This window comes from Mycobacterium sp. UM_Kg1, from assembly GCF_000972925.1.
GTDB classification, from domain to species: domain Bacteria; phylum Actinomycetota; class Actinomycetes; order Mycobacteriales; family Mycobacteriaceae; genus Mycobacterium; species Mycobacterium hiberniae.
In genome coordinates, this window is record NZ_JRMK01000117.1 from 1 (window position 1) to 12268 (window position 12268).

General features: G+C 69.2%; 13 protein-coding genes and 1 pseudogene. 5 read left to right on the forward strand and 9 right to left on the reverse strand.

The genetic code is table 11. The features are described from left to right. Window positions 1-647: (2Z,6E)-farnesyl diphosphate synthase (locus LI92_RS16295; protein ID WP_046320621.1), on the reverse strand; the 647-nt coding region annotated here is incomplete at its 3' end. Window positions 648-722: 75 nt separating this feature from the next. On the opposite strand from LI92_RS16295, the gene trhA reads away from it, so the two are divergent. Continuing rightward, window positions 723-1424, forward strand: a complete 702-nt coding sequence (trhA, locus tag LI92_RS16300) for a PAQR family membrane homeostasis protein TrhA (RefSeq protein ID WP_046320622.1) — start codon at window positions 723-725, stop codon at window positions 1422-1424. A 17-nt stretch (window positions 1425-1441) separates the two neighbouring features. Here the strand turns inward: trhA and LI92_RS16305 are convergent, their stop codons facing one another. Genes LI92_RS16305 through mca form a run of 4 tightly spaced genes read right to left on the reverse strand, consistent with a single transcriptional unit; the run spans window position 1442 to window position 4990 of the window. Further along, a complete protein-coding gene (locus tag LI92_RS16305) occupies window positions 1442-1825 on the reverse strand; it encodes a nuclear transport factor 2 family protein (protein ID WP_046320636.1) in 384 nt (127 codons plus the stop codon). 10 nt (window positions 1826-1835) lie between these two features. Beyond that, on the reverse strand, window positions 1836-3839 hold the full coding sequence (locus LI92_RS16310; RefSeq protein ID WP_046320624.1) for a thioredoxin domain-containing protein: 2004 nt from the start codon (window positions 3837-3839) through the stop codon (window positions 1836-1838). Window positions 3840-3863: 24 nt separating this feature from the next. Next, window positions 3864-4121, reverse strand: a complete 258-nt coding sequence (locus LI92_RS16315) for a hypothetical protein (protein ID WP_046320625.1) — start codon at window positions 4119-4121, stop codon at window positions 3864-3866. Then, a complete protein-coding gene (gene mca / locus LI92_RS16320) occupies window positions 4118-4990 on the reverse strand; it encodes a mycothiol conjugate amidase Mca (RefSeq protein ID WP_046320626.1) in 873 nt (290 codons plus the stop codon). Before mca ends, LI92_RS16315 begins: the two co-directional genes overlap by 4 nt. A 152-nt stretch (window positions 4991-5142) precedes the next feature. Between mca and LI92_RS16325 the strand changes: the two genes are divergently transcribed. Together LI92_RS16325 and greA are read left to right on the forward strand one after the other, a co-directional pair. Continuing rightward, on the forward strand, window positions 5143-5565 hold the full coding sequence (locus LI92_RS16325) for a DUF4307 domain-containing protein (RefSeq protein WP_046320627.1): 423 nt from the start codon (window positions 5143-5145) through the stop codon (window positions 5563-5565). A 128-nt stretch (window positions 5566-5693) separates the two neighbouring features. Beyond that, window positions 5694-6188 carry a transcription elongation factor GreA gene (greA, locus tag LI92_RS16330; RefSeq protein WP_046320629.1) on the forward strand — a complete coding sequence of 165 codons (495 nt, stop codon included), beginning with the start codon at window positions 5694-5696 and terminating at the stop codon, window positions 6186-6188. An 18-nt stretch (window positions 6189-6206) separates the two neighbouring features. Here the strand turns inward: greA and LI92_RS16335 are convergent, their stop codons facing one another. From LI92_RS16335 to LI92_RS16350, 4 genes are all read right to left on the reverse strand, one after another. Beyond that, window positions 6207-7367, reverse strand: coding sequence for a cystathionine gamma-synthase (locus LI92_RS16335; protein WP_046320630.1), 1161 nt, complete (start codon window positions 7365-7367; stop codon window positions 6207-6209). Continuing rightward, a complete protein-coding gene (locus tag LI92_RS16340) occupies window positions 7364-8026 on the reverse strand; it encodes an RDD family protein (RefSeq protein WP_046320632.1) in 663 nt (220 codons plus the stop codon). The genes LI92_RS16335 and LI92_RS16340 overlap by 4 nt, the downstream gene beginning before the upstream one ends. A 67-nt stretch (window positions 8027-8093) precedes the next feature. Further along, entirely contained in the window at window positions 8094-9488 is a 1395-nt protein-coding gene (locus LI92_RS16345) for a cystathionine beta-synthase (RefSeq protein WP_046320633.1), read from the reverse strand. 35 nt (window positions 9489-9523) lie between these two features. Beyond that, window positions 9524-10576, reverse strand: a complete 1053-nt coding sequence (locus LI92_RS16350) for an alpha/beta hydrolase (RefSeq protein ID WP_046320638.1) — start codon at window positions 10574-10576, stop codon at window positions 9524-9526. Between the two features lie 182 nt (window positions 10577-10758). Between LI92_RS16350 and LI92_RS16355 the strand changes: the two genes are divergently transcribed. Then, complete coding sequence (locus LI92_RS16355) at window positions 10759-11607, forward strand: SGNH/GDSL hydrolase family protein (protein ID WP_046320635.1); 849 nt, start codon at window positions 10759-10761, stop codon at window positions 11605-11607. Between the two features lie 35 nt (window positions 11608-11642). Further along, window positions 11643-12239, forward strand: a pseudogene (locus tag LI92_RS16360) (thiolase family protein); the annotation flags it as partial. Window positions 12240-12268: the final 29 nt, after the last annotated feature.

Sequence of the window (12268 nt, forward strand, 5' to 3'; positions counted from 1 at the left end):
TGTATAAGAGACAGGGGCTGGCCCGAGGTGTAGAGGTTCTCCGAGATGCCCTCGACGGTCACGGCGTCGACGAGTTCCTCCGCGGTGGCGCCGTTGGCCAGCTGCTTGCCGAGCAGGCCCCGCACCGCGTCGACGATCTCCTGGCGGCCGCCGTAGCCGACTGCGACGTTGACATGCAGCCGGCAGGCCCCCTCGTCGCCGTTCGCCGTGCTCGCCGTGCTCTCTACGGCCTCCCGCAGCCGGCGCGCCGGTTCTTCGCCCAGCAGACCCAGATCCCCGACGGTGCGCACACTCCACCGGTTCGCCGGCGCGCAGATCTCCTCCACCACGTCGGTGATGATCTCGATCAGGGCGGCCAGTTCGGCGGGGTCACGCTGCAGGTTCTCGGTGGACAGGAGATAGACGGTGGCCATCTCGATGCCGGCGTCGGCGCACCAGCGCAGCATCTCGGCGATCTTGGCGGCGCCCATCCGGTAGCCGTAGCTGACGTCGTCGTAGCCGGCGTCGCGCGCCCACCGCCGGTTACCGTCGCAGAGAACGGCGATGTGGCGGGGCAGATTCGCCCGAGACGCCGCCAGGCCCTGCCGCAGGCGCAGCTCGTAAATCCGGTACAGCGGCTCCTTCAAGCGCGCCGGGATGATTGCCACAAAAACCCAGACTACTGTTATCGGCAAGCAATGACGGGAATCAGTCCGGGATCCGCGTGGAGTTCAGGAAGGCCCATGAGCACCCACACCGACACCATCACCGAACCGAATCCGGCCGACGTGCCCGCGCCGCGCGTCAAGCCGCGCGCCCGCGGCTGGATTCACCTTGTGTCAGCCGTCGTGGCGCTGATCGCCGGTATCGCGCTGATCGGGGTGACCTGGCCGCTGGCCGGGCCCGAGGCCGGTCTGGCATCGCTGGCCTACTCCCTCTCCGTGGTGGGCATGTTCGCGGTCAGTGCCACCTATCACCGGGTGACCTGGAAGTCGGTCGCCGCCCGGATCCGGATGAAGCGGCTCGACCACGCGATGATCTTCATCTTCATCGCCGGCACCTACACCCCGTTCGCGCTGCTGGCGATGGACCACGGCGCCCAGGAACGGCTGGTGATGACGATCGTGTGGGGCGGGGCGCTGGCCGGCGTGGTGCTCAAGCTGTGCTGGCCGACCGCCCCGAAGTGGGTGGGGGTGCCGCTCTACCTGCTGTTGGGGTGGGTGTCGGCGTTCTTCATCGCGACGATCATGGAAAACGCCGGTGTCGCGGCGATGGTGCTGCTGGCCGTCGGCGGCGCGCTCTACAGCATCGGCGCGATCATGTACGCGCTGAAGTGGCCGGACCCCTGGCCTGAGACATTCGGCTACCACGAGTTCTTCCACGCCTGCACCGCGGTGGCCGCGCTGTGCCAGTACATCGCGATCTGGTTCGCGGCCCTGCACTGACACCGCGGCTACCCCGGTTACAGGTGGGTGATGTTCTCCGCCGACCAGTAGGCCTTCATCCCGGCGACCTTGCCCTCGCCGTCGAACACCATCACGTCGATGGGTTCGATGCGCATCCGGTGGTCACCGTTGGTGATGGTCAGCGCGAAGTGGAACGCCGCCTCGTTACCGGCGACCCGCAACGTCACCAGCTCGGACTCGCGCTGCAGCCCGGTGATGGCCGAGTAGAAGTTGCGGATGGCCTGGTGCCCGATGTGCACCTCGCCGCCCACCGGGTCCTCGACGGTGGCATCGGCCGCGTACAGCTCCACCAGCGCATCGGCGTCGCCGCCCCCGACCAGCTCGATGTAGCGGTGGACGGTCTCGGTGATGGCCTGCGTGCGGTCCGGTGCGCTTGTCATGTGCCGCACGTTACACCGACGCGGAATACGGCGGAACGTCAAGGGCCGCGGCCAACTCCGCCGCGCTGACCACCGGCAGGTCGCACACCGGGCCCCGACAGACGTAGGCGGCGTCGGCACCGTTGACCCGGTCCCGCCCGACCAACAGCTCGCCGGAGCCGGCCGCTCCGCCGACCACCACCGAGCCGCCGGGCGCCAGCCGGCGCGCCTGCGCCAACAGCGCGGAGTCCGGGCCCTGGCACGCCACCGCGATCTGCAACGGGCCGCGCATGCAGGCCTCGGCCACGGCCAGCCAGTGGCCCGCCGCCCGCGGTGCCCGCGCCAGCAGCGCCCCGTGCGCCGCCAGGGCGTCGGCGGCCGCCTGGCCGTAGCGCTGGGCGCGGCTCCCCGCTACCAGGGACGCGGTCAGCAACGCCTCGGTGATCAGCGCCGCCCCCGACGGGGTGGCCCCGTCCAGTGGGTCGGCGGGGCGCACCACGAGCGCTTCGGCGTCATCGGCGGTGTCGAACCACCGTCCGGGCGACTCCGGGTCGGCGAAGTGGTCCAGCGCCGTGTCCAGCAGGCCGAGCGCCGCATCAAGCAGGCTCTGCGCACCGCTGTACTGGTAGACGCCGAGCAGTCCGGTGGCCAGCGCGCCGTAGTCCTCCAGGATCGCCGGGCTTTCCCCCACCTGGCCGTCCAGACTGGCCCGGCGCAGCCGGCCGTCCACCAGATGCAGCTCGAGCAGTCGGGCCGCGCATTCCCCGGCGGCACCGGCCAGCCGCGGATCGTCCAGCGCCACCGCCGCCTCGGTCAGCGCGGTGATCGCCAGGCCGTTCCAGGCGGTGACCACCTTGCCGTCCCGGTCGGGTTGGGGCCGCATGCGCCGGGCGGCCAGCAACTCCCGGCGCACCCGGTCGAACCGCGGCCCGTCCTCGGGATCCACCGGCAGGCGCAGCACCGAGGTGCCGGAGTCAAAGTTTCCGGTCGCATCCACCCCGAAGATCTCCGCCGCCCACCGGCCGTCGGCGGCGCCGAGGACCTCGGTCAGCTGCTCGGGGGTCCACACATAGGTCAGGCCCTCCTGGCCGGCGGCGTCGGCGTCCAGCGACGAGGTGAACATGGCGTCCTGCGACAGCTCCTCCAGCAGAAACTGGGCCGTCTGCGCGGTCACCCGCAGGGCCAGCGGGTCGCCGGTGCGCCGGGCCCAGTGCGCGTAGACCCGCAACAGCAACGCGTTGTCGTACAGCATCTTCTCGAAATGCGGTACCACCCAAGCGTTGTCGACGCTGTAGCGGGCGAAGCCGCCGGCCAACTGGTCGTAGATGCCGCCGCGGGCCATCGCAGTGCCGGCGCGGACCACCGCTTCCAGAGCAGTCCGGCTCGCGGTTCGCTCGTAGTGCCGCAGCAGGAACTCCAGCAGCGCCGACGGCGGGAACTTCGGCGCGCCGCCGAATCCACCGTGGACGGTGTCCTCGGTGCGCAACAGCGCCCCCACCGCGGCGTCGCACAGCGACTCGTCGACGGGCGGGCCGTCGCTCGGCAGCCGGGTTGCCATGGCGCGCAATTCGGCGGCGATGCTCGTCGAGGCCTGCTCGACTTCGTCGCGGCGCTCGTTCCAGGTGGCGGTGACCGCCGAAAGCAGGTTCAGGAAAGCATCTTTGGGGTAGTACGTGCCGCAGAAGAAAGGCCTGCCGTCGGGAGTCAGGAAACAGGTCATCGGCCAACCGCCGGAGCCGGTCAACGCCTGGGTGGCGGCCATGTAGATCGCGTCGATGTCCGGGCGTTCCTCGCGGTCGACCTTGATGCACACAAAGCCCGCGTTCATCGCGGCGGCCACCTCGGTGTCCTCGAAGCACCCGTGCGCCATCACATGACACCAGTGGCAGGCCGCGTAGCCGACCGACAGCAGGATCGGCACGTCGCGTTCGGCGGCCTGCGCCAGCGCCTCGGGCGTCCACTCCCACCAGTCCACCGGGTTGTCGGCGTGTTGGCGCAGGTAGGGGCTGGCGGACGCGGCGAGACGGTTGGCCATGCCTAAATATCAGCCGTCGTCGTATCAGCCATCGTCGCCGGAGGGCGCGGAGCCGACGGTGCCCTCGTCGGCGGCCTGGTCGGGGGCCGGGTGCTCGGGGTCGAAGGACTCAGGCAGCTTCTTGAGCTGCCGGTTCATCGACCACACCAGACCGAAGGTGCCGAGCATCAGCAGCACGATGACCAGCAGACCGAACGGGCTGGCCTTGCCGAAGTCCGGCCCGGTATCGCGCGGTGCCTCCTCGGCCACAATCCACAGCATGGTCAGCACAGCGTGGTTCATCCGTTGTCCTCGATCCCGGCGAACAGGTCCGTCTCCGGCAGCGTAACCGGCACCCGAGAACGGGCCAGCTCGAACTCCTCCGTGGGCCACAGGCGCTGCTGCCACTCGATCGGAGCGGCGAAGAAGTCGCCGTTGGGGTCGATCTGGGTGGCGTGCGCACGCAGCGCGTCGTCACGCTGACCAAAGTAGTCGGCGCATTCGACGCGGGTGGTCACCCGTTCGGCGAACACATCGTGGTCGGGCTGCCAGTGCTTGAGCCACTTGGCGAACGGGCCGACCTCGCCGTTGCGGGCGAACTCGTCTTGCAGCAGCTGCATCCGCTGCCGCAGGAATCCGTGGTTGTAGTACAGCTTGGACACCGACCAGGGCTCACCGGCCTGCGGGTAGCGCCGGTAGTCAGCGGCGGCCTCGAACGCGGCCACCGACACCTCGTGGCAGCGGATGTGGTCGGGGTGCGGGTACCCGCCGTTCTCGTCGTAGGTCGTCATCACATGCGGGCGGAACTGCCGCACCACACGCACCAGGGCTTCGGCGGAGACCTCCAACGGGACCAGCGCGAAGCAGTCGTCGGGCAGGGGTGGCAACGGGTCCCCCTTGGGCAGGCCGGAGTCGACGAAACCCAGCCAGTGGTGTTCCACCCCGAGGATCTCCGCGGCCTTGGCCATCTCGTCGCGCCGGATCTCGGCGATGTGGCCGTGCACGTCGGGCAGGTCCATGGCGGGGTTGAGGATGTCGCCGCGCTCGCCGCCGGTCAGCGTCACCACCATCACCCGGTGCCCGGCGGCGGCGTAGCGGGCCAGGGTGGCCGCGCCTTTGCTGGACTCGTCGTCGGGGTGGGCGTGCACCGCCATCAGCCGCAGTCCACTCATGCGCACTCCCCGTTTCCTCCAGGTTCCTCCTGCCGGAAGCCCAGACCGGACGCCTATAGTTCCAGATGGTTTCTGCCCCCATCGTTCCACCACCGGAGGCGGGCGCGGTAACCACTCCCGACTCCATCGGCGACCATGGGACCTACCTCACGATGACCGACACCAAGCCGGACCGCTATCGGGATACCCAGCGCAGCGCTCTGCCCCGCAAGTTGCTGGCGATCACCCTGGGTGCGCTGGCGATCTCGACCGCCGCGGCCCTGGCCGTGGTGGGCTACCAGCGCTTCGCCACCGCCGAGGTCAAGGGCGACCTGTACGGCTATGAAGTGCTCGACGACCAAACCGTCTCGGTTAAGTTCAGCGTGACTCGATCCGACCCGTCGCGGCCCGCGGCGTGCATCGTGCGGGTCCGGTCCAGCGACGGCAGCGAGACCGGCCGGCGCGAGATTCTCATTCCCCCGTCGGAGTCGGCGACCGTCCAGGTGACGACGACCGTGAAATCCTCCCAGCCGCCTGTCATGGGCGACGTCTACGGTTGCGGCAGCGACGTCCCTGATTATTTACGTCTGCCCTAACTCTGCGGTGGTATCCTATTCGGATACACGGTTCCAGCTGGAGCCGTGTATTGCTGCATTAGAAGGCTGCATGACAACGATGTCGCCCCACTGCCCATCGGCGCGGACGACACAAGGAGCACAGTGAGATGACGGACACTCAGGTGACCTGGCTGACGCAGGAGTCACACGATCGGCTCAAGGCGGAGCTCGACCAGCTGATTGCGAACCGTCCGGTGATCGCAGCGGAGATCAACGACCGCCGCGAAGAGGGGGACCTGCGCGAGAACGGCGGCTATCACGCAGCGCGTGAAGAGCAGGGCCAGCAGGAAGCCCGTATCCGGCAGTTGCAGGAGCTGCTCAACAACGCCAAGGTCGGCGAGGCCCCCACCCAATCCGGTGTGGCACTGCCGGGCTCGGTGGTCACGGTCTACTACGACGGTGACAAGAGCGACACCGAGACCTTCCTGATCGCCACCCGCCAGGAGGGTGTCGGCGACGACAAGCTCGAGGTCTACTCGCCGAACTCGCCGCTCGGGCACGCCCTGCTGGGCGCCAAGGAGGGCGAGGAGCGCAGCTACACGGTGCCCAGCGGTAAGACCGTCACGGTGACCTTGGTCAGCGCGGAGCCCTACCACTCCTGAGCCCGCGCGGGCACCGGGTCAGTCCAGCGCCTGCTTGAGGTCGCCGATCAGGTCGTCGATGTCCTCGATGCCCACCGACAGGCGAACCAGGTCGTCGGGAACCTCCAGTTGCGAACCTGCCGTCGACGCGTGCGTCATTGCGCCGGGCAGTTCGATCAGCGACTCCACCCCGCCGAGTGATTCGGCCAGGATGAAGATCTCGGTTCCGGCGCACAGTTTCTCGGCGGCCGCTCGGCCGCCGCGCATCCGGACCGACACCATGCCCCCGAAACCGCGCATCTGCGCCGCGGCGACCCGGTGGCCGGGGTGGTCCGCCAATCCCGGGTAGCGGACCTGGCTCCCCGCGGGATGCCCGCTGAGGAATTCGGCGACCGCCGCGGCGTTCTCGCTGTGCCGCTGCATCCGCAGCACCAGGGTCTTCAGGCCCCGCAGCGTCAGGTAGGTATCAAAGGGACCGGGTACGGCCCCCGCCCCGTTCTGCAGGAACGCGAAGGCCGCGTCGAGCTCTTCGTCGTCGGTGACCAGCGCGCCGCCCACCACATCAGAGTGTCCACCGATGTACTTGGTGGTGGAGTGCAGCACAACGTCGGCGCCCAGCGTCAGCGGCTGCTGCAGCGCCGGCGAGGCGAAGGTGTTGTCCACCAGGACCTTTGCGCCGGCTTCCTTGCCGATGGCGGCGATTCCGGCGATGTCGGCGATCGACAGCAGCGGGTTGGTGGGGGTCTCCACCCAGATCAACTTGGTCTTGTCGGTGAGCGCCCCGCGGACCGCATCCAGGTCGGACAACGCGACCGGGGTGTGCGCCACCCCCCACTGGGTGAAGACCTTGTCGATCAGCCGGAAGGTGCCACCGTAGGCGTCGTCGGGAATGATCAGGTGATCGCCGGGGCGCAGCATCGCGCGCAGCGCGCAGTCCGTGGCGGCCATCCCCGAACCGAACGCCCGGCCGAACCGGCCCCGTTCCACCGCGGCCAGCGCGGTCTCCAGGGCGGCGCGAGTCGGGTTGCCGGTGCGCGCGTACTCGAACCCGCCGCGCAGCCCGCCGACGCCGTCCTGGGCGAAAGTGCTGCTGGCGTAGATCGGTACGTTGACCGCCCCGGTCGCCGGATCCGGACGGAATCCGGCGTGGATCGCCGTGGTGGACAGGCCCGCAGTGCAGTGTGGGTTGTTCGAGTTCACCGGATCGGCAGGCAGACGGTGGACATGATCTTGTCGGCGATGGTCTGGCGTTTGGCATCCCAGAGCGGGAACAGGTAGCCGATACCCAAGATGATGCTGTCGACCACGTGGGCCAACTGGCGCACCAGTGACATGCCGAACCCGATCGGCTGTCCGGTGGATTCGGAGACCACCTTGAACTTCAGCACCGACTTGCCGATGCTCGACCCGGTGGTGCCCTGCCGGTAGCCGAAGTTCCAGATACCGAAGATGAGCGCCGCCAGCCAGCCCAGGAACATCAGCGTCGCACCGGTGCTCGAGGGCGTGACCGTGCACTCGAATCCCGTAGAGCTGCTGACGCATTCACGGTCAGCTGTGGTTCCGGCGATCATCGACGGGATGCCGTAGAGCACCAACACCGGCAGAAAGTCGATGAGGTAGGCGCCCACGCGGGTCAGCCAGGACGTGTAGGCCTCCTGCGGCAGCTGGCCGACCGCGTTGCCGGGCGCGCCCGAATAGGCGCCGTAGCCGGGCGGCGGCGGGGGGTAGTTCCCCGGCGGCGGGGGCGGGTAGTTACCGGCCGGCGGGTAGTTCCCCGGCGGCGGGTAGTTGCCCGGCGGCGGGGCATCACCGGACGGGGGCGGGTAGTTGCCCGGCTGGGACGGCGGGAATTCGGTCATCTCTACCCTCTCGGGTCGTGGCGGTGAATTGCTAAAACGCTACCGCAGGACGGGGTGCGCAACCCCCTTATCTGCGGCGTGGCCCGTCGGACATGAAGCCCAGCAGATCGTGGCGTGTGATAACGCCCACCGGCTTGCCGTCCTGCACCACCATCACCGCGTCGACTTCGGCCAGCATGGTCGCGGCGGTACCGACGACCTCGCCGGATCCGATCAGCGGCAGGGGCGGGCCCATGTGCTTGGACACCGCGTCGGCCAGCTTCGCGCGGCCCTCGAACACCGCCGACAGCAAGTCACGTTCGGACACGCTGCCGGCCACCTCACCGGCCATCACCGGCGGCTCGGCGCCCACCACCGGCATCTGCGAAACGCCGTACTCGCGCAGGATGCCGATGGCGTCGCGCAGCGTCTCCGACGGGTGGGTGTGCACCAGGTCCGGCAGCACCCCGGCCTTGGCCCGTAAAACGTCGGCGACGGTGGGCTGCACCGTCGAACCGTCCAGCCGGGACCGCAGGAATCCGTAGGAGGACATCCAGGCGTCGTTGAACAGCTTCGACATGTACCCGCGACCGCCGTCCGGCAGCAGAACGACCACCAGCGCCTCCGGGCCGGCCTTGACGGCGGTCTCCACCGCGGCCACCACGGCCATGCCGCAGGAGCCGCCGACCAGCAACGCCTCCTCCCGGGCCAGCCGCCGGGTCATGTCGAACGAGTCGGCGTCGGACACCGCGATGATCCGGTCGGGAATGCTCGGGTCGTAGGCGGCCGGCCAGAAGTCCTCCCCCACTCCTTCGACCAGATACGGCCGGCCCGTACCGCCGGAGTAGACCGAGCCTTCGGGGTCTGCGCCGATGACCTGCACCCGGCCGCCCGAGACCTCTTTGAGGTAGCTGCCGGTGCCGGTGATGGTGCCGCCGGTCCCGATTCCGGCGACGAAATGGGTGACCTGGCCGTCGGTGTCGGCCCAGATCTCCGGGCCGGTGGTCTCGTAGTGGCTGGCGGGCCCGGCCGGGTTGGAGTACTGGTCCGGTTTCCAGGCGCCGTCGATCTCCTCGACGAGCCGGTTGGACACGCTGTAATAGCTGGCCGGGTCGTCCGGCGGCACCGCCGTCGGACACACCACCACCTCGGCGCCGTAGGCGCGCAACACATTCTGTTTGTCCTCGCTGACCTTGTCCGGGCAGACGAACACGCACTTGTAGCCGCGGCGCTGGGCGACCAGTGCCAGACCCACGCCGGTGTTGCCGGATGTCGGCTCGACGATGGTGCCGCCCGGTTTGAGCGCGCCGCTGGCCTCGGCGGCGTCGATCATCTTGACCGCGATGCGGTCCTTGGAGCTCGCGCCCGGGTTGAGGTACTCGACCTTGGCCACTATTCGGCCGGCCCCTTCGGGGACGATCGAATTCAGCTCGACCAGCGGGGTGTTGCCGATGAGTTCACTGATGTGGCTCGCTATCCGCATACCTGCCATCGTCTCAGGTTCTCCGGCCGGATGGGTCAGCCGGTGGCCTCGCGGATGTATTCACCGATCTGCCGCAAGGAGCGGGTGGCCTCGGGCACGAAGGGCGCGGCGATCTGGAAGACGTGGATCTGACCCGGCCAGATCCGCAACTCCACCGGGATACCGGCGGCCGCGAGCACCTTGGCGCCCAGTTGGGCGTCGTGCAGCAGCACCTCCGAACCCGAGACGTGAATCAGGGTGCGCGGAAGTCCGGGCCGGACGTGGTGCAGCGGCTCGAATACGTCACTGCCGTGCACGCGGTCGCGCCGCGCCGCGGCCTCGACCAGTTCCACCAGTGCATCAAATGCCTTGGGCGGGAACATCGCACCGGTGTGAATGTTGGGGTGCGCCTTCTTGGCCTCCTTGGCGATCTCCAGCAGCGGCGACATCGTGACGATGGCGGCCGGGACTTCGTCGTCGTCCTCGTCCAGCAGTCGCAGGGCCAACGCCAGCGACAGATAACCCCCGGCCGAGTCACCGGCCAGCACGATCTGCTCCGGCTCGTAGCCTTGGCGGCGCAACCAGCGGTAGCCGTCGTAGCAGTCGTCGACCGCGTCGGCGATGGAGTGCTTGGGAATCATCCGGTACTCCACCACCAGGACCGGACTGTCGGCGTACTCCGACAGCGTGGTGACCAGCCGGCCATGGGTGTTGGCCCCGCAGGTCAGGAAAGCGCCGCCGTGCATGTAGAGCACCACCCGGCGGGTGCCGTCGGCCGGCAGCACGCCGGCGGCCCGCACCAGCTGGGCTTTGCAGCGCGGCAGCCGGATGGCGGCGCGGACGGTGCCCGGCACGGGCAGCACCGCCTTGGCGGCGACGTCGAGCAACCCGAACGGCCACGGCATCCCCGGGAGGTAGCTGCCGACCGAGAGGGCCGGGCGAATGGTGGCGCGGGCGGCCAGCCACGCCAGGCGTCCCTCGACACTGGCGGACTCCTCGACCACCTCGACGGGCAGCCCGTCATGGCGGCCGTGCCGGGGGCGCCGCGGGGCGGGGTACAGGCGGGAGCGAAGCCGCGGCGAGCTGGGAATCATCTCGGGTGCGGTCATGGCGGACACTCCCTCCAGCCGGCCGTGCCTGCTCGGCCAACGCGGTTGCAAGTATCGTCACACGCCAAAAATTGTGAAGAAATCTTAGGATTCGTTTCGATACGGCATCGGGTCCGCTTCGTGACCATCTCTTGTTTGCTGGCCAGGGGCATTCCAGGCACCGGCTCCCTAAAATTGCGGGCATGCAGTTCCGTGCACCGCGTCGCTCAGCGGTCACGCTGGTGACCGCCGGCGCGATCGCCTCCAGCGGTACGCTGTATCTGGGCGTGCGCGGGCTCTTGGCCGGGCAGGCCGACCGGGCGCGCCAGATCATTCCCCGGGCCTGGGGCATCCCGCCCTACGCGGACGGTGTCTACACCGCCGGCGGCGGGCCGGCCGAGCGGTTCCAGCGCGGCGTGGGGGTGGATCTGCACCTGATGATCTTCGGCGACTCGACCGCCACCGGCTACGGCTGCCTGTCGGCGGACGAAGTTCCCGGAGCGCTGATCGCCAGAGCCTTGGCAGAGCACACCGGATCGCGAATCCGGTTGAGCACCAAGGCGATTGTCGGCGCCTCCACCAAGGGGCTGGCCGGCCAGGTCGACGCGATGTTCGTCGCCGGTCCGCCACCGGACGCGGCCGTGATCATGATCGGTGCCAACGACGTCACCGCGCTGCACGACATCGGTGGCTCGGCACAGCTGCTGCACGCGGTGGTCAAGCGACTGCGTGCCAGCGGTGCGGCGGTGATCGTCGCCACCTGCCCGGACCTCGGTTTGGTCAGTGCCATCCCCCAGCCGTTGCGCTGGGTCGCCCGTACCCGCTCCCGGCGGCTGGCCCGGGCTCAGACCCACGCGGTCAAGGCCGCCGGGGGCATCACGGTGCCTTTCCTCGATCTCCGGGAGTTCCGCCAGGCCCGCGAGCCGCTGTTCGCCCGCGATCAGTACCACCCGTCGGCAGCCGGATACGCGCTGGCGGCCACCCAGATGATCCCGGCGCTCTGCGGCGCCCTGTACCAGCCCGACTCCCGCGCGGTGGCCTCCGCGGACTAGATTCGGCTCTGAAAACCCGATCTCAAGGAGTCCCCGTGCCCGAAGCTGTCATCGTCTCCACTGCGCGTTCGCCCATCGGCCGGGCCGGTAAGGGCTCCCTGGTCACCATGCGGCCCGACGACCTGGCCGCCCAGATGGTGCGCGCCGCCCTGGACAAGGTGCCTGCCCTGGACCCGCGCGAGATCGACGACCTGATGATGGGCTGCGGCCAGCCCGGCGGCGCGTCCGGCTACAACATCGGCCGCGTCGTATCGGTGCTGCTCGGCTACGACTTCCTGCCGGGCACCACGGTGAACCGGTACTGCTCGTCTTCGCTGCAGACCACCCGGATGGCGTTCCACGCGATCAAGGCCGGCGAGGGCGACGCGTTCATCTCCGCCGGAGTCGAGACCGTTTCGCAGTTCCCCATCGGTGCCGCCGACGGCGCCCCCAACAGCAAGAACCCGCTGTTCGCCGACGCCCAGGCCCGCTCCGAGGCCGCTGCGGCCGGCGCCGAGGAGTGGCACGACCCGCGGAACGACGGCCTGCTGCCCGACGTCTACATCGCGATGGGCCAGACCGCCGAGAACGTGGTGCTGCACACCGGCATCAGCCGCGAGGACCAGGACCACTGGGGTGTGCGCAGCCAGAACCTGTCTCTTATACACATCTGACGCTGCCG

Bases quoted from the DNA above. Each gene is read 5' to 3' on its own strand.
- trhA (WP_046320622.1), top strand. From the start codon at position 723: ATGAGCACCCACACCGACACCATCACCGAACCGAATCCGGCCGACGTG.
- LI92_RS16305 (WP_046320636.1), bottom strand. From the start codon at position 1,825: ATGACAAGCGCACCGGACCGCACGCAGGCCATCACCGAGACCGTCCAC.
- LI92_RS16310 (WP_046320624.1), bottom strand. From the start codon at position 3,839: ATGGCCAACCGTCTCGCCGCGTCCGCCAGCCCCTACCTGCGCCAACAC.
- LI92_RS16315 (WP_046320625.1), bottom strand. From the start codon at position 4,121: ATGAACCACGCTGTGCTGACCATGCTGTGGATTGTGGCCGAGGAGGCA.
- mca (WP_046320626.1), bottom strand. From the start codon at position 4,990: ATGAGTGGACTGCGGCTGATGGCGGTGCACGCCCACCCCGACGACGAG.
- LI92_RS16325 (WP_046320627.1), top strand. From the start codon at position 5,143: ATGACCGACACCAAGCCGGACCGCTATCGGGATACCCAGCGCAGCGCT.
- greA (WP_046320629.1), top strand. From the start codon at position 5,694: ATGACGGACACTCAGGTGACCTGGCTGACGCAGGAGTCACACGATCGG.
- LI92_RS16340 (WP_046320632.1), bottom strand. From the start codon at position 8,026: ATGACCGAATTCCCGCCGTCCCAGCCGGGCAACTACCCGCCCCCGTCC.
- LI92_RS16345 (WP_046320633.1), bottom strand. From the start codon at position 9,488: ATGCGGATAGCGAGCCACATCAGTGAACTCATCGGCAACACCCCGCTG.
- LI92_RS16350 (WP_046320638.1), bottom strand. From the start codon at position 10,576: ATGACCGCACCCGAGATGATTCCCAGCTCGCCGCGGCTTCGCTCCCGC.
- LI92_RS16355 (WP_046320635.1), top strand. From the start codon at position 10,759: ATGCAGTTCCGTGCACCGCGTCGCTCAGCGGTCACGCTGGTGACCGCC.